This is a genomic window from Aeromonas sp. HMWF016 (assembly GCF_963878195.1).
Taxonomy (GTDB): domain Bacteria; phylum Pseudomonadota; class Gammaproteobacteria; order Enterobacterales; family Aeromonadaceae; genus Aeromonas; species Aeromonas lacus.
On record NZ_CAWNWX010000035.1, the window covers coordinates 1 to 19,636 of the forward strand.

The window sequence follows — 19,636 nt, forward strand, 5'->3', positions numbered from 1 at the left end:
CGGTGATTCACAACCATTTTTGCTGGATTACTCGCTTCCACCCATCCCCGTCACTGGGCTACAGCCCCACAGGGAAGAGCCATATTGACCACCCCCTCCTCCATCTGGACATCAATGGTAAAGCCGAGTCGCCTAGCGAGGGTTACCATGCCACGATTGCTCGGCATGGTCATGCCGGAGAGCTGGCCAATGCCCTGTTCGTCAGCGTAGCGGATGATCTTCTCCATCATCAGCTTGCCGAGTTTTTAACCTCTCTCCTTCAGTTCAGAGAGCTGTGGGGGTAGAAAACAGAGTGTTTCAGTGGTGAATTACAGTGAGGCGGCATATGAAGCGCCATGAAAGGTAAAGTGATGGGACATAGAGAAGGGATAAAAACAAAAAGCCCACGCAACTTGCGTTGCATGGGCTCGGAATAAATGGCGGAGGAGGTGGGATTTGAACCCACGGATGGTCGCCCATCGCCGGTTTTCAAGACCGGTGCATTCAGCCGCTCTGCCACCCCTCCGCAGCAGTGCGGCGAATACTACCATGCTGATCAGGGTTGTAAATCCCCGGCTGGTTCGATTGCTGGTTAATTGCACGAAATGACCGATTAAATGGTCAAACTGGTTGGAATGAGTGCTTTTTTGGCCTGATTGCTTGACTTGAAAAGAGAGTCCACCACTATAGTGGCCTCCATCATATCCTCTGCAAGATAACATTATGACTATTAAAAATACCCTGTTTTGCGCTCTGGCGGGCGTAACCTTGCTGGCATCGCCGGTGCAGGCGAGCGAGCTGACCAAGAGTGATGTCGAGCAGATCGTTCGTGACTATCTGGTCAAGAATCCCGAGATCCTGGTCGAGATGTCCAATGCCCTGCGTGCCAAGCAGGAGAGTCAGCAGGCCGAGAGCGACAAGGTGCTGATCAAGGCCCATGCCCAGCAGCTTTATGGCAACAAGGATCCCGAAATGGGCAATCCAAAGGGGTCGCTGACGATTGTCGAGTTCTTCGATTACAACTGCGGTTACTGCAAGCGGGCACATCCGCTGGTCGAGCAGCTGATGGCTGAGGACAAGGATATTCGCTACATCTACAAGCAGTTCCCGATCCTGAGCGAAACCTCCTATTTCGCCGCGCGTGCTGCGTTGGCTGTTCAGTTGGGTCAGCCCGACAAGTATCAGGCTTTCCATGAGAAGCTCTATGCCCATCAGGGCCCGCTCTCCGATGAAGCGCAGGTCAAGAAGGTGGCAGAAGAGGCCGGTGTTAACTGGAGCAAGGTAGAGGCCAAGATCAAAGATGGCAGCATCGATCAGAATCTGGGAACCAACCGGGCTCTGGCTGAAGCGCTCGGTATTTCCGGTACTCCCGCCTTTATCATCGGTGATCAAATCCTGCGTGGTGCACCACGGGATTTGGCCAGCCTGAAGAGCTTTATCAAGGACGTGCGTGCTGGCAAAAGCATCCAGTAACGCGTTTGTATCCTGACGGAATAAAAAGAGGGTCGGTATTGCTACCGACCCTCTTTCCTTTATGCCCCGAGTCACAGGTGGTCGTCGCGAAAGGACCATAACAACGTGCGCAGGACTCGACCTCTCGGTCTCAGTAACAAGTATTAGCAGAGTCGTTCGACTTCCATTCGTATTTATTTAAGCGTCCCGCAGTCGCTTGTGAGAGTTGCTTAATTCAGGTCAGGATTTTTTCTGCTGCCTGCCTTAGAATCGCGTCCCTTGCAGGAGAAACCTCGATGTTAGTTGATATTTTGCGGCTTGTTTTTATTGCTGGCGGTTTGGTATTCATCTTTATGCTGGTACAAGCGTGCTGGCAAAAACGATGCAATGGGACTTTTGAGTCTACCCCCTTCTGGCCTGTGGCGCTGATCGGCGGTGTCGCGAACTTTCTCGATACCCTGGGGGTTGGCAGCTTTGCGGTCAAAACAGCCTGCTACAAGCAGTTCAAGCTGATCGATGATCGTCTGTTGCCGGGTACTCTCAACGGCCAGTGCGTGTTGCCGACCGTGACTCAGTCGCTAATCTTCGTCGGCGCAGTAGCGGTGGAGCCGCTGACGCTGATCAGCATGATGATTGCTGCCGCAGCTGGAGCTGCCTGGGGGGCGCGTCATGTCGCCTCGTTTGATCGGCAGACCATCCGGCTGGTGATGGCGGTCTCTCTGCTGGTCGTTGCCGGGCTGATTTTTGCCGGCCTGCTCGGCCTCTTCCCGGTCGGTGGCGATGCCATGGGGCTCAGTGGCTACAAGCTGGTGATCGCCCTGATCGGCAACTTTATCTTCGGTGTCCTGATGAATGTCGGGATCGGTCTGTTCGCCCCCTGCATGACGCTGGTCTATCTGCTCGGAATGAACCCGCTGGCGGCGTTCCCCATCATGATGGGCTCTACCGCGGTACTTAGCGTTTTCTCCGCAGGCACCTTTATCCGCAAGGGGGCATTTGATGCCAAAGCGGTGCTGGCGGTTGCCATCTTTGGCCCGGTTGGTGTGGTGCTGGCGGCCATGCTGGTCAAGTCGATGGATATGGCGATGCTGAAGTGGCTGGTTGCCTTTATTGTCATCTATACCTCCTGGACCATGTACGCCTCCTGGCGGGCTGCTCGTCGCCCCACCGCGCAGCTGGCTGCGGATATCGCTGGTTAGCCTGCACCAGTGCCGCTTCCGCTCTGGCCCCGAGAAAGACATAGAGCCCGAGGGCCAGCAGCAATCCCACCGCACACCCCATCACCCCAATCGCAGGCCAGAGCAGTTCGCTCTGGCCGAGCGACCCTTTGAATAGCAGCAACAGCCCTTCGATAGAGACCGCGATCAGAATGGCGGCGATGAAGCGGGTGATGGTGCGTCTTATGGCGCTGTGGCGGAAGATATCCTTATGCAGCAACACCTCCTCTTCCAGAATGGTTTTGCCCAGATCGAAAACCGCCAGTGCCAGCGTCAGGAAGATTATGGCGCTGAGGGCCCCCAGTCGGTTCTGCTGCGCCCCGCATAGCAGTAGGTAGAGCTGTTCCAGTCCATGCCAGATGAGCGTCGCAACGATGAGGAACAGCGCCATGCTGAGCACCACATAGATGGTCTTGAACCAGGGCATGGCGCGGCGCCGCTCTCTGTCTCCCATCAGCCAGGCGATCAGTTGGTTGAGGCAGAGGGTCAACTCTCGTCCCTCCCCACGGGCGATCAGTTGCAAGCGGTTCTGCGTGCTCGGGCGTGGCGACAAGATGCAAGCCGGCCCCTGATAGCGGTCGATGCTGATGATAAAGGGGTACTCCTTGAGCGCAGAAAGAGGTGCGCCGAGCAAACCATGGATCAGTGGTGTCAGCTCGACCTGATACTCCTGATAACGTCGCAATACATCGATGGGGCTCATCTCTGCCATATGGACCTCGGTGACGTGGACTCCTGTAGCGGATGTGCAAATAGTGGGCCCGATATATGACAGGTTGAGCGGGAGCATTTGCACCAGAGGGTGGCAAATAAGCGGGATAGGAGGTCGGGGTGCACCAGAAGCGGGCGTAGATTGCAGATATGGAAAAGGGCCCGTGACGGGCCCTTTTGCGACAAGCAGCGGCGATTTAGCCGGCCAGCTTGGCGAAGCTGCGTTCGGCGGCTGCCAGAGTGTGTTCAATCTCCTTGTCGCCGTGAGCCAGCGACAGGAAGCCTGTCTCGTAGGCGCTCGGCGCCAGATAGACGCCTTCTTCGAGCATCAGGTGATAGAAGCGCTTGAAGCGTTCCATATCGCAGCGAGTGACCTGCTCGTAGCGGGTGATTTCGGGCTCGTCGGTGAAGAAGAAGCCGAACATGCCACCCACATAGTTAATGGCGAGCGGGATGCCGTGTTTGGCAGCCGCGGCTTTAAGACCTTCTGCAACACGCGCAGTCTTGCTGCTCAGCTGTTCATAGAGGCCCGGCTCCAGCAGCAGATCCAGCATGGTCAGACCGGCCGCCATGGCTACCGGGTTGCCGGAGAGAGTACCAGCCTGATAGACGGGGCCGGTCGGGGCGATGTGCTGCATCACCTTCTTCTTGCCGCCGAAGGCGCCGACCGGCATGCCGGCACCGATGATCTTGCCGAGGGTGGTGAGATCCGGGTCGATGTTGTAGTGGCCCTGGGCACCGCGCAGGGAGACACGGAAACCGGTCATCACCTCATCCAGGATCAGCAGGGCGCCGAACTCGTCGCAGATGGCGCGCAGCCCCTCCAGGAAGCCGGGGACCGGCGGGATGCAGTTCATGTTGCCAGCCACCGGCTCGACGATGATACAGGCGATCTCGCTGCCGTACTGGGTAAAGGCTTCGCGCACCGACCCCAGATCGTTGAAGACGCAGGTCAGGGTGTGCTTGGCGAAATCAGCCGGTACGCCCGGGCTGTTGGGCTGGCCCAGGGTCAGGGCGCCGGAGCCGGCCTTGACCAGCAGGGAGTCGGCGTGGCCGTGGTAGCAGCCTTCGAATTTGACGATCTTGTCGCGGCCAGTGTAGCCGCGGGCCAGCCGGATGGCGCTCATGGTCGCCTCGGTGCCGGAGTTGACCATCCGCACCTGCTCCATGGAGGGGACGATCTGGCGCACTTTCTCGGCCATCAGCACTTCGATCTCGGTCGGCGCGCCGTAGCTCAGCCCTTTTTCTACCGCCTTGATGACGGCGGCCTTGATGGCCGGGTGGTTGTGGCCCAGCAGCATGGGGCCCCAGGAACCGATGTAATCCACATAGGCCTGACCATCCACGTCATAGAGGTAGGCGCCATCGGCGTGATCGATGAAGCGGGGTGTACCGCCGACCCCATTGAAGGCGCGGACCGGTGAGTTGACGCCACCCGGAATGGTCTGGCGGGCCTGTTCAAACAGCTGATCTGATTTTGACATGGATCATCCTTAATGGGATTTTGGTCGTCACGCAGGAGAAAGCAGTCGATCGAGACTCGGCAGGTAGGGGCATCAGGAGTATGCTTTGCGCTCTCGCCACCCGGACTCTCGGTCTGCTCCCGTGACAAAAATTTAACGGGCCGACTATAGCAGAAAGCCCCAGCCCTGGGCAGCCGAGCAACGCGCCGGGTGATCCTGATCTCAGCTAGCTGACGATATGGTGTTTCCAAGTTGGTGTAACAAGATGGCGCAACAAGCTCTCTCCTCTTCCGAACCGTCCGCCTCGCCGCGTGGGTCGGTTTCCCGAATCATTCGGCAAGACAGGATGCCCTTGCTGGTTCTGCTGCTGGCGGCACTGGTCGGCACCCTGGCCGGACTGGTGTGCGGCCTGTTCGAGTCAGGCGTGCACTGGCTGGCAGAGCAGCGGCTCGCCCTGCTGGCTGATCGCCCATGGTGGCAGCTCGGCCTGCTTGGCTTTGGCTTCAGCGCCATGCTGGGGTGTATCGGCTACTTCCTGACCCATACTTTTGCCCCCGAGGCCGGTGGCTCCGGCATTCCCGAAATCGAGGGGGCGATGGAGGATCTGCGGCCGGTGCGGTGGTGGCGGGTGTTGCCGGTCAAGTTCTTCGGCGGGGTGTGTACCCTGAGTTCCGGCATGGTGTTGGGGCGGGAGGGGCCTTCGGTGCAGATCGGCGGCAACCTTGGCAAGATGGTGGCGGATATCTTCCGGCTGCCCAAGGAGCATGGCCACGCCTTGCTGGCCGCCGGTGCGGCGGGCGGTCTGGCGGCGGCCTTCAATGCTCCGCTGGCGGGGATCCTGTTCGTGATGGAGGAGATGCGGCCGCAGTTTCGCTACTCCTTCCTGGCCATCAAGGCGGTGGGGATCTCCGCCATCATGGCGACCTTGATGCTGCAAAACATGAAGGGGCAGGGGGCGGTGATCACCTTGCCACATTACGATGCGCCAGCCCTCAAGGCGCTCTGGCTGTTCCTCTTTATGGGGGCCAGCTTCGGCGTACTGGGCTTTGTTTTCAACAAGCTGGTGCTGGCCTGTCAGGATGGTTATCTGGCACTGCACCAGAACAAACGGCACCGTTTCGTGGCCATCGGTATGCTGGTTGCCGGTACTTTCGGCGTGCTGTCGCTGTTTGCCCCCTCGGTGACGGGCGGTGGCACTGAGCTCATTCCCCATCTGATGGGGGGCGAGTATGCGATGGCGACCCTGTTCCTTATCTTCTCCATTCGTCTGGTGGCGACCCTGATCTGCTTCTGCTCCGGTGCGCCCGGCGGGGTGTTTGCGCCGACCCTGGCCCTCGGCACCCTGTTTGGCGTGGTGTTTGGTCATCTGTTCCACGCGGCTTTTCCGGAGCTTGGCATCGAGCCCGGTGCCTTTGCCATTGCCGGTATGGGGGCGTTGTTTGCCGCGACGGTGCGAGCGCCCATCACGGGTATCGTGCTGGTCACCGAGATGACCGACAACTACCAGCTGATCCTGCCGATGATGATCACCACCATGGGAGCCACCCTTGTGGCACAAGCGCTGGGCGGTCGTCCCATCTATTCCCAGATCCTTGAGCGAACTTTACGACTTGCCGCGCGTCAAAAGCGGGGTGATGGCAGCGTGGCCACCAGTTAATTTTCATCATCACCGCCTGTGGCTTCGGTTAGGGCGGTATAGTGAAAGGAGGTCGCAGTTGCCGCTCTGAGGCAAATAACGGGAAAGAGGGCTATGTCCAACCTATTGAAGTTATTGGTGGTGTTCGCAGTAGGTGGGCTGGCCGGTTATTTTGCCGGCAACCATCAGGATCTGGCCCAGAGCAGCTTGCTGGGGGTTCAGCAGGAGACGCTGGATCGCCAGAGCAATGCCATCAGCCAGCTCAAGACGGAGCTCGGTCTCAAGGATACCCAGCTCGCCACCCAGCGAGCCGCCTTCGAGCAGCTGCAGACCACCCTGAAGAGTCAGGAGGCGCAGGTGCAGGAGCTCAAGCGCCAGCTGGCCTTTTTCGAGCGGATCATGCGCCCGACTGGCGAGCAGGTTGGGGTGGTAATCGATAACCTGACTCTGCAGGAGAGCAGCATTCCGGGTCGCTACCACTATCGACTGGCTTTGACCCAGCCGGCCAAGAAGCGCGAGCTGTTTCGCGGTCAGGTGCAGATCCGGGTCGAGGGGAGCCTTGGCGACAAGCCAAAAGTGCTGTCCGGGCGGGATCTGGGCATGAAGGTAAGCGAGTGGCGCTACTCCCTGCGCTATTTCCAGCTGCTGGAGGGGAACTGGCAACTGCCGGAAGGGTTTGTGCCGGATCGGATCCGGGTCACCATCAACAAGGATGGCCGGCAATCGGCTCAGGAGCTGCTGGTTGAGTGGGCCGATGCGCTTAAGCCGCTAGTCGCCGCACCGCCTGCTCCGGTGCCCGCTGCAGGTTAAACGTGGTGAATACTTGAACTGAATGGTCGGGTATTGGATAATTTCGCAGTTTCCATGTTTGTGGATCTAATGGTTGTGAGGTCAGTAATGAGTGCAGTAGCAGAAGCCCCGCTGCCCATCCAGATGACGGATGCGGCGGCCAACAAGGTGAAGAACCTGATCACCGAAGAAGAGAATCCGGAGCTCAAGCTGCGGGTCTATATCACGGGTGGGGGCTGCTCTGGTTTCCAGTATGGCTTTACCTTTGATGAGAAGATCAACGACGGCGATACCGTGGTCGAGAAGAATGGCGTCACCATGGTGATCGATCCGATGAGTCTCCAGTATCTGGTTGGCGGCAGTGTGGATTACACCGAGGGGCTGGAAGGTTCACGCTTTACCGTGACCAACCCCAATGCAACCACTACCTGTGGCTGTGGGTCCAGCTTCTCCATCTGATCGAGCCCGACGATCAGACGCAGCGGCTCTCGGCAACGAGGGCCGTTTTTCTTTGTGCAGAGGGTTGGAGTGGAAATAAAAAGGCGCCGATGAGGCGCCTTTTTGATTGGTGCAGTTAGCGGGAGCTTGCCGCCGCTACCAGTGGAACCCTGTTCACCGCCTTGCCCATGTAGGCGAGGGTGATAGTCACAATGATGCAGGTGAAGCTCAGCCACATGTAGGGGAGGTAGTCGAGGGTGGCCACTCCCAGTACCCCGGCCATAAAGATGCCGTTGTCGCTCCAGGGCACCATGCCGCAGGTAAGGGTGCCGCCAAACTCGGCGTTGCGAGAGAGGTTCTTGCGTGCCAGTCCCAGCCGATCGTAGTTCTTGGCCATGATCTTGGGGGTCAGGATCAGCGACACATACATGGCGGAGCCGAACACGTTGGCCAGGAAGGCGGTGCCAATGGTGTGGGTAGTCAGGCTACCGGCACTGTTGATGCGCTTCTCGAAGGCGCTGGCGATGACGGAGAGGATACCTACTTTCTCCAGCAGGCCGCCAAAGCCCAGACCGAAGATGATGACAGCGACCGAGCCCAGCATGGACTCCATACCGCCACGACCGAGGATGTTGTCGATGAAGTCGATGCCGGAGGTAATGGCAAACGGGCTGTAGGCAGAGTGCATCGCTTTCACCGGATCCATGTCCTGGAACAGGATCGCCCAGATCAGGCCAAGCAGGGCGCCGAAGCTGATCACCGGGAAGGCGGGCTTGCGGTTGGCCAGCAGGCCCAGCACCAGCACCACCGGCACGATGGCCAGCGGGGTGATGTTGAACTGCTTGTCGAGGGCCTCCATCACCAGATTGACCTGCTCCAGGCTGACGTTGCCCGAATACTGCATGCCGACCACGGTGAACAGCACGGCAGTAATGATGTAGGAGAGCAGGCTGATTGGCAGCATCCCCTTGATGTGCTCCACCACGTCGACGTTGGACATGGTGGAGGCCAGCACGACAGAGTCGGAGAGCGGGGAGAGCTTGTCACCGAAATAGACGCCGGAGAGCACGGCACCGGCAACCAGAGGCGCAGGTACGCCGAGGCTGTGGCCAATCCCCATCATGGCGATGCCGGCTGTAGCGGCCGACCCCCAGGAGGTGCCGGTGGCCAGCGAGGTAAGCGAGCAGATGATCAGGGTTGCCAGCAGGAAGATGGAGGGATGAATCACCTTGAGGCCGAAGTAGATGATGCTGGGTACGATACCGCCAGCGATCCAGGTGCCGACCAGTGCTCCGACGGATACAAGGATTAGTATGGCTCCCATTCCCTTGGACACCCCATCAACGGCGGCTTGCTCCAAGGATTTGTAGTCATGACCGAGCTTGATGCCAAGCCCCATGATGACGAACCAGGCGATGAACAGTGCCAGCTGGATAGGCAGATCGAGCACGCTGGTGAACGAGAATGCCAGAGCCAGGAAAATGGCCAGACAGGCAAACACCTGCAACATGCTCGGCAATCGGATGTGGTTTTGTTGGTTTTGCATAGATACTTCCTAAACTCTTGCTCGCCAAGGTTGGCTCCTCTCATCCTGTGGATACGCATATCCCGAGGGGCCAACCCAAAAAGAGGCCGCAATCTACCACAAAGTGGGAGGGTGAAAGCCTAACCAAATTGGCAAAATTGCACTTTTGATTGAAAAAATCACAGAATTGTTGATCTCATAACCCGTTTTTGAGCGCTTTATTGGCATAAAAGCCTATTTTGAGTCTTGCGCTGGAGGAGGGTTGCATCTTCCATTTATGAACATGATAATTATTATCATTATCTTTGTGGGGAGGCAAAACATGAACTGGGTGGTGCGGGGAGTGATGCTGCTAGCCGGGTTGGTTGTGCTCGGATGGGGCCATGACAAAGAGTACTGCATCTGGAGTCTGGGATTTCTGCTGGCTGCCTGGATGATGCTTGAACCCAGATTGAAACCGGCACTGATCCTGTTGCCAGTGGCAGGGCTGACCGGCGTGGTGGCCCTGCTCTGGCAGCATACCGGCTAGTAGGCCTTATGCGTGTTTGACGGGAGCCTGCTTGATCTTCTGTTGGGCCTGCTTGAGCGACTCAACGACATTTTTCTCCATCTCGCTCCGTTTGGCATCGGTCAGGAAGTAGATCATGTCGACATCGTGGCGAATATAGTGGGAGGGGAGCTGGTTGAGGGTAAGGCAGCAGAGATCGGCCATCTGGTCGCTGCTGAGTTTTTGCTGCAGCCCCTGTTTTTCAATCTCTTTGAGCACCAGATGCTCGTAGAAGTTGTGAATGTCGGTATCCAGTATCATATGCGTTCCTTGGCATGACGATGAGCAGTGAGTCGTCAAAAGCATAGCCATAACAAGGATTAAAAACAAAAGGCCCGTCACTTTCGTGATGGGCCTTTTGCGTAATGAATGGTGCGAAGAGAGGGACTCGAACCCTCACATCCGTGGGACACTAACACCTGAAGCTAGCGCGTCTACCAATTCCGCCACCTTCGCACACTGATTTTTTCCAGCTGGTTTTTAAATGCGGTTGGAGCGCATTGCTCTGTTTTTACATGTCAGAATCATGGTGCGAAGAGAGGGACTCGAACCCTCACACCCGGGGGGCACTAACACCTGAAGCTAGCGCGTCTACCAATTCCGCCACCTTCGCACATCGGGTTATCAGTCTGGATTTACATGCTGTCTGATAAAAGCATGGTGCGAAGAGAGGGACTCGAACCCTCACATCCGTGGGACACTAACACCTGAAGCTAGCGCGTCTACCAATTCCGCCACCTTCGCACATTGTGTTACCAGTTTTGATTTACATGCTGTCTGGAGAAGCATGGTGCGAAGAGAGGGACTCGAACCCTCACACCCGGGGGGCACTAACACCTGAAGCTAGCGCGTCTACCAATTCCGCCACCTTCGCACATTCGGGTTTTCTAGTTGGATTTACATGCTGCTGAATCAGCATGGCAGTATTGGTGCGAAGAGAGGGACTCGAACCCTCACATCCGTGGGACACTAACACCTGAAGCTAGCGCGTCTACCAATTCCGCCACCTTCGCATCACTGCGGAGGGGGATTCTATAGAGTTTTGGGGGAGCGTCAACAGCCAAAGGGGACTTTTTTCGCTGTTGACGCTTAAAGACATACCAAAGGGACAAAACTTCAGCAATCTGCCCGAGTGGCTAGCTCAGTAACGGCCCAATGCGCTCAGATACATCTGCTCGTACTGGGTGACCGAGTCGGGCCAGTTGAAGCGGGTGTTCATGGCATTGCGCTGCACCTTGGCAAATTTTTCCCTGTCTTGCAGGAAATAGAGCAGGCTGCGACGCATGGTATCGAGCAAAATGGCGGCGGTTGGGTCATTGAAGCAGAAGCCTGTGGCATGCTCGGGATCGGCATCCCAGTCGACCACGGTATCTTTCAGTCCACCCACCGCGCGCACCAGTGGCAGGGTGCCATAGGCCAGGCTGTACATCTGGTTGAGCCCACAAGGTTCGAACAGCGAGGGCATCAGGAAGAAGTCTGCTCCGGCTTCAACCAGATGGGCCAGTCGGTCATCATAGGCATTGATGAAGGCGAGCTTGTCCGGGTAATCCCGGGCCATGGTTTGCAGTTGCGTGGCGAGCGCAGGATCGCCAGAGCCGACGATCACCACTTGTACCTGATGGTGGAGAAATTTCTCCAGCGCCGGGATCAGCAGGGGGACACCCTTCTGTTCGGTCAGGCGGCATACCATGCCATAGATAGGCAGGTTTGCGACTGGCAGACCAACCTCTTGTTGCAGGCTCTCTTTGCACACCTGTTTGCCGGTCAGATTGTCGACGCTATAGGTCGCGGGCAGGAGTTCGTCGAATTCGGGATCCCAATCCTTGTAGTCGCAGCCATTGAGGATGCCGCAAAGGTCGGCAGCCCGTTGCTGGAAGATGTGTGCCATGCCGTGGGCACCAAGGTGAGTCAGCAGCTCCTGGGCATAGTTGGGGCTGACCGCGTTGATCTTGTCAGCATAGAGCACCCCGCACTTGAGCAGGTTGACGTGGCCGTAGTCATAGTTGATGCGGCGCTCGTAGTCGGCGATTTCGGGCATGGCCCAGAACTGCTCCCGCCCGAATACCCCCTGAAACGCCGCGTTGTGAATACTGATCACGCTGCGGGTCTGCTGGAAGAAGGGGTTATGGGCATGGCGGGTTTTCAACAGAAGCGGCAACAGGCCAGTGTGCCAGTCGTTGCAGTGGGCGATGTCCGGGGCGAAACCAAGTTGCTCACAGGCATGGAGGGCTGCTGCCGAGAAGAAGGCAAAGCGCTCGCCGTTGTCCGGATAAGCCTGATTGTTTTCAGCATAAAGCTGGGGGCGGTCGAAATATTGCGGGCAGTCGATGAGATAGATGCAAACACCATCCAGCTCCATCTGGTAGATGCGATAACCGATATCCGGCAGACCCGGGTGGGTGGGCAGCCAGCGCGATGCCACCAGTTTTGCCTCATCCCGGTGTTTTATCGTCTTGTAGAAGGGGAGCATGATTCTGACATCATGCCCCTTCTGGGCCAGATACATTGGCAGTGCTCTGGCTACATCCGCCAGGCCACCAGTCTTGACCAGCCCCTCGACCTCCGAGGCAACAAACAGGATTTTCAGTGGGTTAATAGCCAACTCTTGCTCCCTTAGGTACCACCACGATACCGCCTTCGGATACGGTAAATCGTTCTCTATCGTGGTCGAGATTTTCACCGATAACGGTGCCTGGCGCAATTTCAACGTTTTTATCAATGATGGCGCGTCGGATGGAGCACCCTTCGCCAATCTTCACATCCCCCAGCAGCACGGACTCGCTGATATGGCTGCAGGCGCCGATGTTGCAGCGAAAACCGAGGATGGAGCGCTGGATCTGGCTGCCCTGAATGAAGCAACCGGCAGAGATGAGTGAGTTGGCGATCTTCACCTTGCACTCGTCGCTGTCGATGAAGGTGGCTGGCGGCAGGGCAGGATAGTGCGTGTGCAGTGGCCACTTGCGGTTGTAGAGAGAGAAGAGGGGGTTGTCGGCCACCAAATCCATGTGCGCTTGCCAGTAGGAGTCCAGGGTACCCACATCGCGCCAGTAGACGTTGGGTTTTTCGCCCGGGATCACGTTGGTGCTGTAGTCGTAGACATAGACTGGAGCCCTTGGGTAGAGGCTGGGGATCACATCCTTGCCAAAGTCATGGCTGGAGTTCTCCTCTGCGGCATCCCGCTTCAGCTCGCGGCAGAGGGCTTCGGTCTCGAAGATGTAGTTGCCCATGGAGACCAGCGCCTGGGTGGGATCGCCAGGTATGTGTTTGGGCTGTTTCGGTTTTTCCTGAAAGCCGATCATCCGTCCTTCGGCATCCACCTCGATTACCCCGAACGAGCTAGCCTCTGCAATAGGCATGCGCAGGGCTGCGACTGTCATTGCGGCATTTTTCTGCTTGTGGAAGCTCACCATCTGGCTCACATCCATCTTGTAGATGTGGTCGGAGCCGAAGATGCAGACATGATCCGGTTCGGCCCGCTCGATAAAGCCGAGGTTCTGGTAGATGGCGTCGGCGGTGCCGTCATACCAGCGCTTGCCCATCCGCATCTGGGCCGGTATGGGGTCGATAAAGCGGTCAGTGATGCCGACGATATTCCAGCCTTTCTTCATGTGCAGATAGAGGGACTGGGATTTGAACTGGGTGAGGACGTAGATACGCAGAAAGTCTGCGTTGACGAAATTGTTGAGGACAAAGTCGATTAGCCGGTAGCTGCCGCCAAAGGGTACCGACGGCTTGCTGCGGGTGGTTGTCAAAGGCTGCAGGCGAGTACCTTCACCTCCGGCCAGGATCATGGTCAAAATGCCAGCCATCGTATTTCTCTCCCTGAATAAACATGTATGAAAAGGTTTTCAACCTTCGGCATAAAAACACCCCTAAAGGGGTGTTTTTGCTGTGCTTCTAGTACCTTATCAGATTCCGGATGGCGCTCTCTAGCGGTTTTATTGTACTGCTTACACTTATTTACACTTTGCTCAGATAGACCTTGAATTTGGCGTCGCTGTTGCTCACTTCCGTCCGTTTGAAGTGTGCTTCCAGTATAGGCTGATAGCGCAGGAATGCGTTGGCAACTATGGTCAGGCTGCCATGAGGACGCAAAAATTCAGGCGCCCTGGCGAGGAAGGTTTCGGTCGCCGCATAGAAGGTCTTGAGCCCGGCATGGAAAGGGGGGTTGGAGACAATCTGGTCAAACGATCCCGTGATGTCGGAGTAGACGTCAGAGGCATGAACCTCCCCTTGCAAACCGTTGATGGCCAGGGTGCGGCGGCTCGATTCCAGCGCCAGCGCATTGATATCCACCATAGTGACCTTGAGTCCGGGATTGCGCTTGGCCAGCACGGAGCCAATCACCCCGGCACCGCAACCGAAATCGAGCAGTGAACCCTTCATGGCCGGCACGGTTGCCAGCAGCATCTGGGTGCCGAGGTCCAGCTCGGCGGCGCTGAAAACGCCGGGCAACGCCAGCACGGTGAGCTCGGTATCGCCGGCCTTGCACTGATAGCAGCCAAACCAGCTATCCAGATCGAACGGGGCGACCGGTTTGCAGAGCTCGCCATGATAGAGAGAGCAGCGGCGCGCCGAATCGCGCTTGATCGGTTTGTCGCCATAGGGGGCCAGCAGCTTGTCTGCGCCATTGATGCCGCCACGGTTTTCGCCGGCGAGGAACAGGTCGGCGCCCGCCTCCAGCAGGGGGGTCATCATGGCCAGCAGATATTGCGCCTCGGCCTTGGCTTTTGGCATCAGCAGCAACAGGGCATCGAAGCGGGGAGTTCCGCCAAGCTGGTGGTCGAACAGGATGGCCTCGCCGAGGGCTGCCTGCTGGCTGCGGTAGTAGCAGTAATCGGTAGTAAAGACGGTCAGAGATTGGGCCAGAGTGGCCAGCTGGCGGGGGTAGTCATCCTCCAGCGCGCCACAGACAAGTAGCCGCTTGCCGACAAAGAGGGCTTGGTTTCGTTCCAGCATCTGGCTGACGGCACTGATAGGGCTGCTCATCGGGTCTCTCCACGCAATTTTGGGCGGCCATTATACATAGCCCCTTTCGCCTTGACATTTATGCCGTGTTCCCGAAATATGCCCAGACACCATTTTTTGAGCAGAGATGAGTCAATGCGGTTCAACGGGTTGAAACGAAAGCACAAAAAAAGCCTGAAATTCGGGCCTGCCGACGTTCGCGCGTAACCTCTCATCCCTGAGAAGCTTCAAACCCCGGTTGCGCACATCGTACCGGGGTTTTTTATTGCCATATGCGCGTCATTTAGGAGAAGGAGATCCCATGTTTCAAGGTTCAATCGTTGCGTTGATTACCCCGTTTCGACAGGGAAAGCTGGATGAAGAGGCGCTGCTGCGTCTGGTGGAGTGGCATATCGAACAGGGCACTCACGGCATTGTGCCGGTGGGCACCACGGGGGAAAGCCCGACCCTGACCCATGACGAGCACTGCCGGGTGGTTGAGCTGGTGGTCAAGCAGGTCGCTGGTCGCATTCCGGTGATTGCCGGGGCCGGTTCCAACAACCCGGTCGAAGCCATCGAGTACACCCTCCATGCCGAACGGGTGGGGGCCGATGCCACCCTGCATGTGGCCGGTTACTACAACCGCCCCAATCAGGAGGGGCTCTACCACCACTTCAAGGCGGTGCACGACGCGACCACCAAACCCATCATCGTCTACAACATTCCTCCGCGCGCCATCGTTGACGTGCAACCCGCGACCCTAGCCCGTCTGGCCGAGCTGCCGCGCATTGCCGGGGTGAAAGATGCCACCGGCGATCTTGCGCGCCCCTGGACCGAGCGCCAGCTGATCAAAAAGCCCTTCGCCTGGCTCTCCGGTGAGGATGCCACAGCCGTGGCTTACAACATCGGCGGCGGGCAGGGCTGTATCTCGGTGACCGCCAACGTGGCCCCCAAGCTGGTGGCCGAGGTGCAAAATCTGGCGCTGGCTGGCAAGTGGCAAGAAGCGCGTGAACTGCAAGACCAGCTCATTCCTCTTCATCAGGCGATGTTTGCCGAGCCGAGCCCGGCCGGTGCCAAATATGCCGTCTCTCTGCTCGGTTTCTGTAGCGAAGAGTGCCGCCTGCCGGTGATGCCACTGTCGGAAGCGACCCGCGAGCGCATTCGCAGCGCCATGCAGCAGCTCAACCTACTGTAATGCAAAACGGGTGAGCCAAGGCTCACCCGTTTTGTTTTCTATATCAGATGGGCCGCTCAGCGTGTGCTGTGCAGCCAGTCGGCGATAGCCAGCTGCAGTGCGACATAATCAGCAGAGAGGAAGAGGTTGCCCAGCTCGGCGGGCCATTGGCGATCAGAGACCGGCGCGGCTTGCAGATGTGCCAGCAGGCTTGCCAGCTCTGAACTCCAAAGGGTCGGCTGCGTCAGCTCGGCCGCTCGGCGTTCAATTAGCGCAATCCCTTCACACTGGGCGGCGAATGCCTGCAGGCGAAGCGTTTCATTCTGCGGATTTTCCAGCCAGAGCTGCTCGTGGTGCTGCCAGTGACTCAGGCCGGCGGCGATGGTGGTTGTCACATCCATAGATTCGCTGGTGGCCAGCGATTGCAGGGCCAGCGGCTTGCCGAGCCCGGCCAGTCGATAACCGCGCTGCGCCTTGGACTGCGCCCCCAAACGAATGCCACCCAGCTGGGCGAGGCGCTGCGCCAGTGCAAACAGCACCGTGGTATCGCCCGATTTGAGCTCCAGTTCCAGCTCGTTGATCGCTGTGCGCCCCTGACTGCCGACTATCTCCCCCTGATCCCAGGCCAGCTCGATTTCGGTTCCCTCGAAGACGATGAGCCAGTGGCGGCGCAGGAAGTCGGTACTGAATTGCGCGACCAGCTGCTGCTGGATGTGGTCACGTTCTGTCACATCGGGCCAGATTTCTGCAGGAAAGGCGCTCAATGTCGGCAGATCGCCACCAATCGGCGCATTGTATTCGGGTCTTGCATGCAGGCCGCCCACCGCCTGGCCGCGGCATTTGATGGTCTGTTCGGCATAGGCGTCGCAGCGGCGAATGCGCAACCCCATGTCCAGACGACGCAGGTCGAGGGTCGGCGTGTCGAAATAGACGTTGCCGAGCTGCTGTTGTGATGATTCTTTAATCTCAAAAGAATTCAACAGGTTGGATAAATCTGCCGCAATGTCGCGGGCGACAAAAAACTTTATCTCGATCTCAGTTTGCATACTCATTCCGGGCTGGCAGGCAACTTTGGGGGGCAGGAATCGGGTCGCGGGGATATAATGCCCGCGAAACGACTAGATTAATTCGCGGTTTAATTGAGGGCGCAGTTCGGTTAACATGCGCGCCTCATAAAATCGTATCGAGTGTTTTTTCACCGACACAGGTTTGGCCATGCCAGTAAATACTATTTTGGGGCTTTTTGCCAAGTCCCCCATCAAGCCGCTGCAGAAGCATATCGTCAAGGTTCACCAGTGCTCCCAGCAGCTGGTTCCCTTCTTTGATGCCGTTGCCGAAGACCGTTGGGAAGATGCCGAGAAGATCCGGCAGCAGATCTCCCAGCTGGAAAAAGAGGCGGATATCCTCAAGCGTGAAATTCGTCTGAAACTGCCCCGCGGTCTGTTCCTGCCGGTTGCACGCACCGACCTGCTGGAGCTGTTGACCCAGCAAGACAAGATTGCCAACCGTGCCAAGGATATCTCCGGCCGCATGCTTGGTCGTCGCATGGAGTTCCCTTCCGAAATGCGGGAAGGCTTCATGGCTTACCTCAAACGTTGTATTGATGCGACCGCTCAGGCCGAGAAAGCGATCGGGGAGCTCGACGAGCTGCTCGAGACCGGCTTCAAAGGACGGGAAGTGGAAATGGTTGCCGAGATGATCCACCAGCTGGATCTGATCGAGGACGATACAGACACCATGCAGATCGGTCTGCGCCAACAGCTGCAAGCGGTTGAGCAGAACTACAACCCGATCGACGTGATGTTCCTCTACAAGATCCTCGAATGGGTAGGTGACCTGGCTGATCAGGCCGAGCGCGTAGGCGCACGTCTTGAGCTGATGCTGGCTCGTTCGTAATCGACTGACTGGGTAAACACTATCAATGGACATTATTGCGAATTACGGCACCACTCTGGTGCTCGTGGCGGCCTTGTTCGGCTTTTTGATGGCCTGGGGCATTGGCGCGAATGACGTAGCCAACGCCATGGGCACATCGGTCGGTACCAAATCCCTGACCATTCGTCAGGCGATTATCATCGCCATGATCTTCGAATTTGCCGGTGCCTATCTGGCCGGTGGTGAAGTAACCGCCACCATCCGTAGCGGTATCATCGACAGCAATGCCTTTGCCGATAGCCCGGATCTGCTGGTGCTCGGCATGATCGCTTCCCTGCTGGCTGCTGGTGCCTGGTTGATCCTCGCCTCCTACTTCGGCTGGCCTGTCTCCACCACTCACTCCATCATCGGCGCCATCGTCGGTTTCGCCGTGGTGAGCATTGGCCCGGAAGCGGTGCAGTGGAACAAGTTTGGCGGCATCGTTGGCTCCTGGGTCATCACCCCGGCCATCTCCGGTGTCATCGCCTACTTCATGTTCATCAGCGTGCAGAAGCTTATCTTCAACACCGATGATCCCCTGAACAACGCCAAGCGCTACGTCCCCTTCTACATGTTCCTGACCTCGCTGGTCATTTGCCTGGTGACCATCAAGAAGGGTCTGACTCACGTTGGTCTGCACCTGACCGATGGCGAAGGCGTCATGCTCTCCGTGGTCATCTCCATCGCAGTGGCGTTTGCCGGCTGGATCTATATTCGCGGTCAGAAGTACAACCCGCAGGATGACAGCAAGATGCACTTCGCCAACGTGGAGAAGGTATTCGGCATCCTTATGGTGATCACCGCCTGTGCCATGGCGTTTGCCCACGGCTCCAACGACGTCGCCAATGCCATCGGCCCGCTCTCTGCCGTTGCGTCCATCGTTGCTTCCGGCGGCGAGATTGCCAGCAAGGCCTCCATTGCCTGGTGGATCCTGCCCCTTGGCGGTATCGGTATCGTGATCGGTCTGGCCACCATGGGCGAGAAGGTGATGGCGACTGTCGGCACCGGCATCACTCACCTGACCCCGAGCCGTGGCTTCGCCGCCCAGCTGGCCACTGCCGCGACCGTGGTGATCGCCTCCGGTACCGGTCTGCCCATCTCCACCACCCAGACTCTGGTTGGTGCGGTCATGGGCGTGGGTCTGGCGCGCGGTATCGCGGCGCTGAACCTAGGTGTGCTGCGCAACATCGTGGTCTCCTGGGTCATCACCCTGCCGGCAGGTGCCATTCTGGCCATCGGTATCTTCTACGTGCTGCAGGCCTGCTTCTCCTAAGAGAAAGTGCGCCAGCAAAAAGCCCGAGTCACTGACTCGGGCTTTTTTATTGTCGCTATTTCCTGCGCTTAGAGCGACGCGCAGATCTGCCACAGATCGTACTGGATAGCGGCGGCCGTCACTTCCCGACCCGCTCCCGGCCCCTGAATCACCAGCGGGTTGGTGCGGTAGCTGTCGCTCTCGATGGCGAAGATGTTGTCGCACGGCAAGAGGTTGGCAAACGGGTGGTGCGGCTCCAGCGCCTCCAGCCCGACTCGTGCCTTGCCGTCATGCTCGAAGCGAGCCACGTAGCGCAGCACCTTGCCGAGGCGCCGGGCTCCCTCGAAGGCGGTCTGGATCGGGCCATCCAGCTCTTTCAGTCTGTCCATGAACTGATCTGCGGTTACTTTGCGCAGCGAGACGGGCACCAGATTCTCCAGCTCGATATCGGCGGAGTCGAGCTCGAAGCCCGCCTCCCGCGCCAGAATAAGCAGCTTGCGACGCACATCCTGACCGGAGAGATCCTCGCGGGGATCCGGTTCGGTCAGGCCGTGCTGCCACGCCTCATCCACCAGCTCGGAGAAGGGGCGGG

17 protein-coding genes, 6 tRNA genes and 2 pseudogenes are annotated in these 19,636 nt (G+C 58.0%); 9 read left to right on the forward strand and 16 right to left on the reverse strand.

Features of this window, described 5'->3' with window-relative positions:
* Positions 1 to 50: 50 nt before the first annotated feature.
* Positions 51 to 242: pseudogene (locus AACS24_RS04835) on the reverse strand (GNAT family N-acetyltransferase); the annotation flags it as partial.
* 175 nt (positions 243 to 417) lie between these two features.
* A tRNA-Ser gene (locus AACS24_RS04840) sits at positions 418 to 505 on the reverse strand.
* A gap of 197 nt (positions 506 to 702) precedes the next feature.
* Between AACS24_RS04840 and AACS24_RS04845 the strand changes: the two genes are divergently transcribed.
* Positions 703 to 1,452, forward strand: a complete 750-nt coding sequence (locus AACS24_RS04845; protein WP_108572532.1) for a DsbA family protein — start codon at positions 703 to 705, stop codon at positions 1,450 to 1,452.
* Positions 1,453 to 1,727: 275 nt separating this feature from the next.
* Entirely contained in the window at positions 1,728 to 2,630 is a 903-nt protein-coding gene (locus AACS24_RS04850; RefSeq protein WP_033113972.1) for a sulfite exporter TauE/SafE family protein, read from the forward strand.
* Here AACS24_RS04850 and AACS24_RS04855 read toward each other — a convergent pair.
* Positions 2,545 to 3,360 carry a hypothetical protein gene (locus AACS24_RS04855; protein ID WP_108572533.1) on the reverse strand — a complete coding sequence of 272 codons (816 nt, stop codon included), beginning with the start codon at positions 3,358 to 3,360 and terminating at the stop codon, positions 2,545 to 2,547. The two genes, AACS24_RS04850 and AACS24_RS04855, sit on opposite strands and share 86 nt — an antisense overlap.
* A gap of 196 nt (positions 3,361 to 3,556) precedes the next feature.
* On the reverse strand, positions 3,557 to 4,843 hold the full coding sequence (gene hemL / locus AACS24_RS04860) for a glutamate-1-semialdehyde 2,1-aminomutase (protein ID WP_108572534.1): 1,287 nt from the start codon (positions 4,841 to 4,843) through the stop codon (positions 3,557 to 3,559).
* Between the two features lie 244 nt (positions 4,844 to 5,087).
* Between hemL and clcA the strand changes: the two genes are divergently transcribed.
* The 3 genes from clcA to erpA all read left to right on the forward strand — a co-directional run bounded on the left by clcA (position 5,088) and on the right by erpA (position 7,706).
* Entirely contained in the window at positions 5,088 to 6,479 is a 1,392-nt protein-coding gene (gene clcA, locus AACS24_RS04865; protein ID WP_033113975.1) for a H(+)/Cl(-) exchange transporter ClcA, read from the forward strand.
* Between the two features lie 93 nt (positions 6,480 to 6,572).
* Positions 6,573 to 7,268, forward strand: a complete 696-nt coding sequence (locus tag AACS24_RS04870) for a DUF6776 family protein (protein ID WP_108572535.1) — start codon at positions 6,573 to 6,575, stop codon at positions 7,266 to 7,268.
* Positions 7,269 to 7,355: 87 nt separating this feature from the next.
* Positions 7,356 to 7,706 (forward strand): iron-sulfur cluster insertion protein ErpA, encoded by a 351-nt coding sequence (gene erpA, locus AACS24_RS04875; RefSeq protein ID WP_005340225.1) that lies wholly within the window; start codon positions 7,356 to 7,358, stop codon positions 7,704 to 7,706.
* Between the two features lie 115 nt (positions 7,707 to 7,821).
* Here erpA and nhaC read toward each other — a convergent pair whose 3' ends face one another.
* A complete protein-coding gene (gene nhaC / locus AACS24_RS04880) occupies positions 7,822 to 9,231 on the reverse strand; it encodes a Na+/H+ antiporter NhaC (RefSeq protein WP_033113977.1) in 1,410 nt (469 codons plus the stop codon).
* 301 nt (positions 9,232 to 9,532) lie between these two features.
* On the opposite strand from nhaC, the gene AACS24_RS04885 reads away from it, so the two are divergent.
* Positions 9,533 to 9,739, forward strand: coding sequence for a hypothetical protein (locus tag AACS24_RS04885; protein ID WP_108572536.1), 207 nt, complete (start codon positions 9,533 to 9,535; stop codon positions 9,737 to 9,739).
* A gap of 6 nt (positions 9,740 to 9,745) precedes the next feature.
* Here AACS24_RS04885 and AACS24_RS04890 read toward each other — a convergent pair whose 3' ends face one another.
* From AACS24_RS04890 to rsmC, 9 genes are all read right to left on the reverse strand, one after another.
* Positions 9,746 to 10,018, reverse strand: a complete 273-nt coding sequence (locus AACS24_RS04890; protein WP_033113978.1) for a late competence development ComFB family protein — start codon at positions 10,016 to 10,018, stop codon at positions 9,746 to 9,748.
* Between the two features lie 109 nt (positions 10,019 to 10,127).
* A tRNA-Leu gene (locus AACS24_RS04895) sits at positions 10,128 to 10,213 on the reverse strand.
* A gap of 71 nt (positions 10,214 to 10,284) precedes the next feature.
* Positions 10,285 to 10,370 (reverse strand) — tRNA-Leu (locus AACS24_RS04900).
* 45 nt (positions 10,371 to 10,415) lie between these two features.
* Positions 10,416 to 10,501: transfer RNA gene (locus AACS24_RS04905), tRNA-Leu, on the reverse strand.
* Positions 10,502 to 10,545: 44 nt separating this feature from the next.
* Positions 10,546 to 10,631 (reverse strand) — tRNA-Leu (locus AACS24_RS04910).
* A 53-nt stretch (positions 10,632 to 10,684) separates the two neighbouring features.
* A tRNA-Leu gene (locus AACS24_RS04915) sits at positions 10,685 to 10,770 on the reverse strand.
* A 128-nt stretch (positions 10,771 to 10,898) separates the two neighbouring features.
* Positions 10,899 to 12,359, reverse strand: coding sequence for a glycogen synthase GlgA (gene glgA, locus AACS24_RS04920; RefSeq protein WP_042030311.1), 1,461 nt, complete (start codon positions 12,357 to 12,359; stop codon positions 10,899 to 10,901).
* On the reverse strand, positions 12,349 to 13,566 hold the full coding sequence (glgC, locus tag AACS24_RS04925; RefSeq protein WP_033113980.1) for a glucose-1-phosphate adenylyltransferase: 1,218 nt from the start codon (positions 13,564 to 13,566) through the stop codon (positions 12,349 to 12,351). Before glgC ends, glgA begins: the two co-directional genes overlap by 11 nt.
* A 151-nt stretch (positions 13,567 to 13,717) precedes the next feature.
* Positions 13,718 to 14,746 (reverse strand): 16S rRNA (guanine(1207)-N(2))-methyltransferase RsmC, encoded by a 1,029-nt coding sequence (gene rsmC, locus AACS24_RS04930; protein WP_108572538.1) that lies wholly within the window; start codon positions 14,744 to 14,746, stop codon positions 13,718 to 13,720.
* 280 nt (positions 14,747 to 15,026) lie between these two features.
* Between rsmC and dapA the strand changes: the two genes are divergently transcribed.
* A complete protein-coding gene (gene dapA, locus AACS24_RS04935) occupies positions 15,027 to 15,899 on the forward strand; it encodes a 4-hydroxy-tetrahydrodipicolinate synthase (protein ID WP_108572539.1) in 873 nt (290 codons plus the stop codon).
* Between the two features lie 56 nt (positions 15,900 to 15,955).
* Here the strand turns inward: dapA and AACS24_RS04940 are convergent, their stop codons facing one another.
* Positions 15,956 to 16,924: a CYTH domain-containing protein gene (locus tag AACS24_RS04940; RefSeq protein WP_108572540.1), complete on the reverse strand. Its 969-nt coding sequence runs from the start codon at positions 16,922 to 16,924 to the stop codon at positions 15,956 to 15,958.
* A gap of 169 nt (positions 16,925 to 17,093) precedes the next feature.
* Here AACS24_RS04940 and AACS24_RS04945 point away from each other — a divergent pair, with 169 nt between their 5' ends.
* Positions 17,094 to 17,774: a TIGR00153 family protein gene (locus tag AACS24_RS04945; protein ID WP_033113984.1), complete on the forward strand. Its 681-nt coding sequence runs from the start codon at positions 17,094 to 17,096 to the stop codon at positions 17,772 to 17,774.
* A gap of 25 nt (positions 17,775 to 17,799) precedes the next feature.
* Positions 17,800 to 19,065 (forward strand): inorganic phosphate transporter, encoded by a 1,266-nt coding sequence (locus AACS24_RS04950; protein ID WP_108572541.1) that lies wholly within the window; start codon positions 17,800 to 17,802, stop codon positions 19,063 to 19,065.
* A 68-nt stretch (positions 19,066 to 19,133) separates the two neighbouring features.
* Here the strand turns inward: AACS24_RS04950 and AACS24_RS04955 are convergent.
* Positions 19,134 to 19,636 (reverse strand): annotated as a pseudogene (locus AACS24_RS04955) (bifunctional aspartate kinase/homoserine dehydrogenase II); the annotation flags it as partial.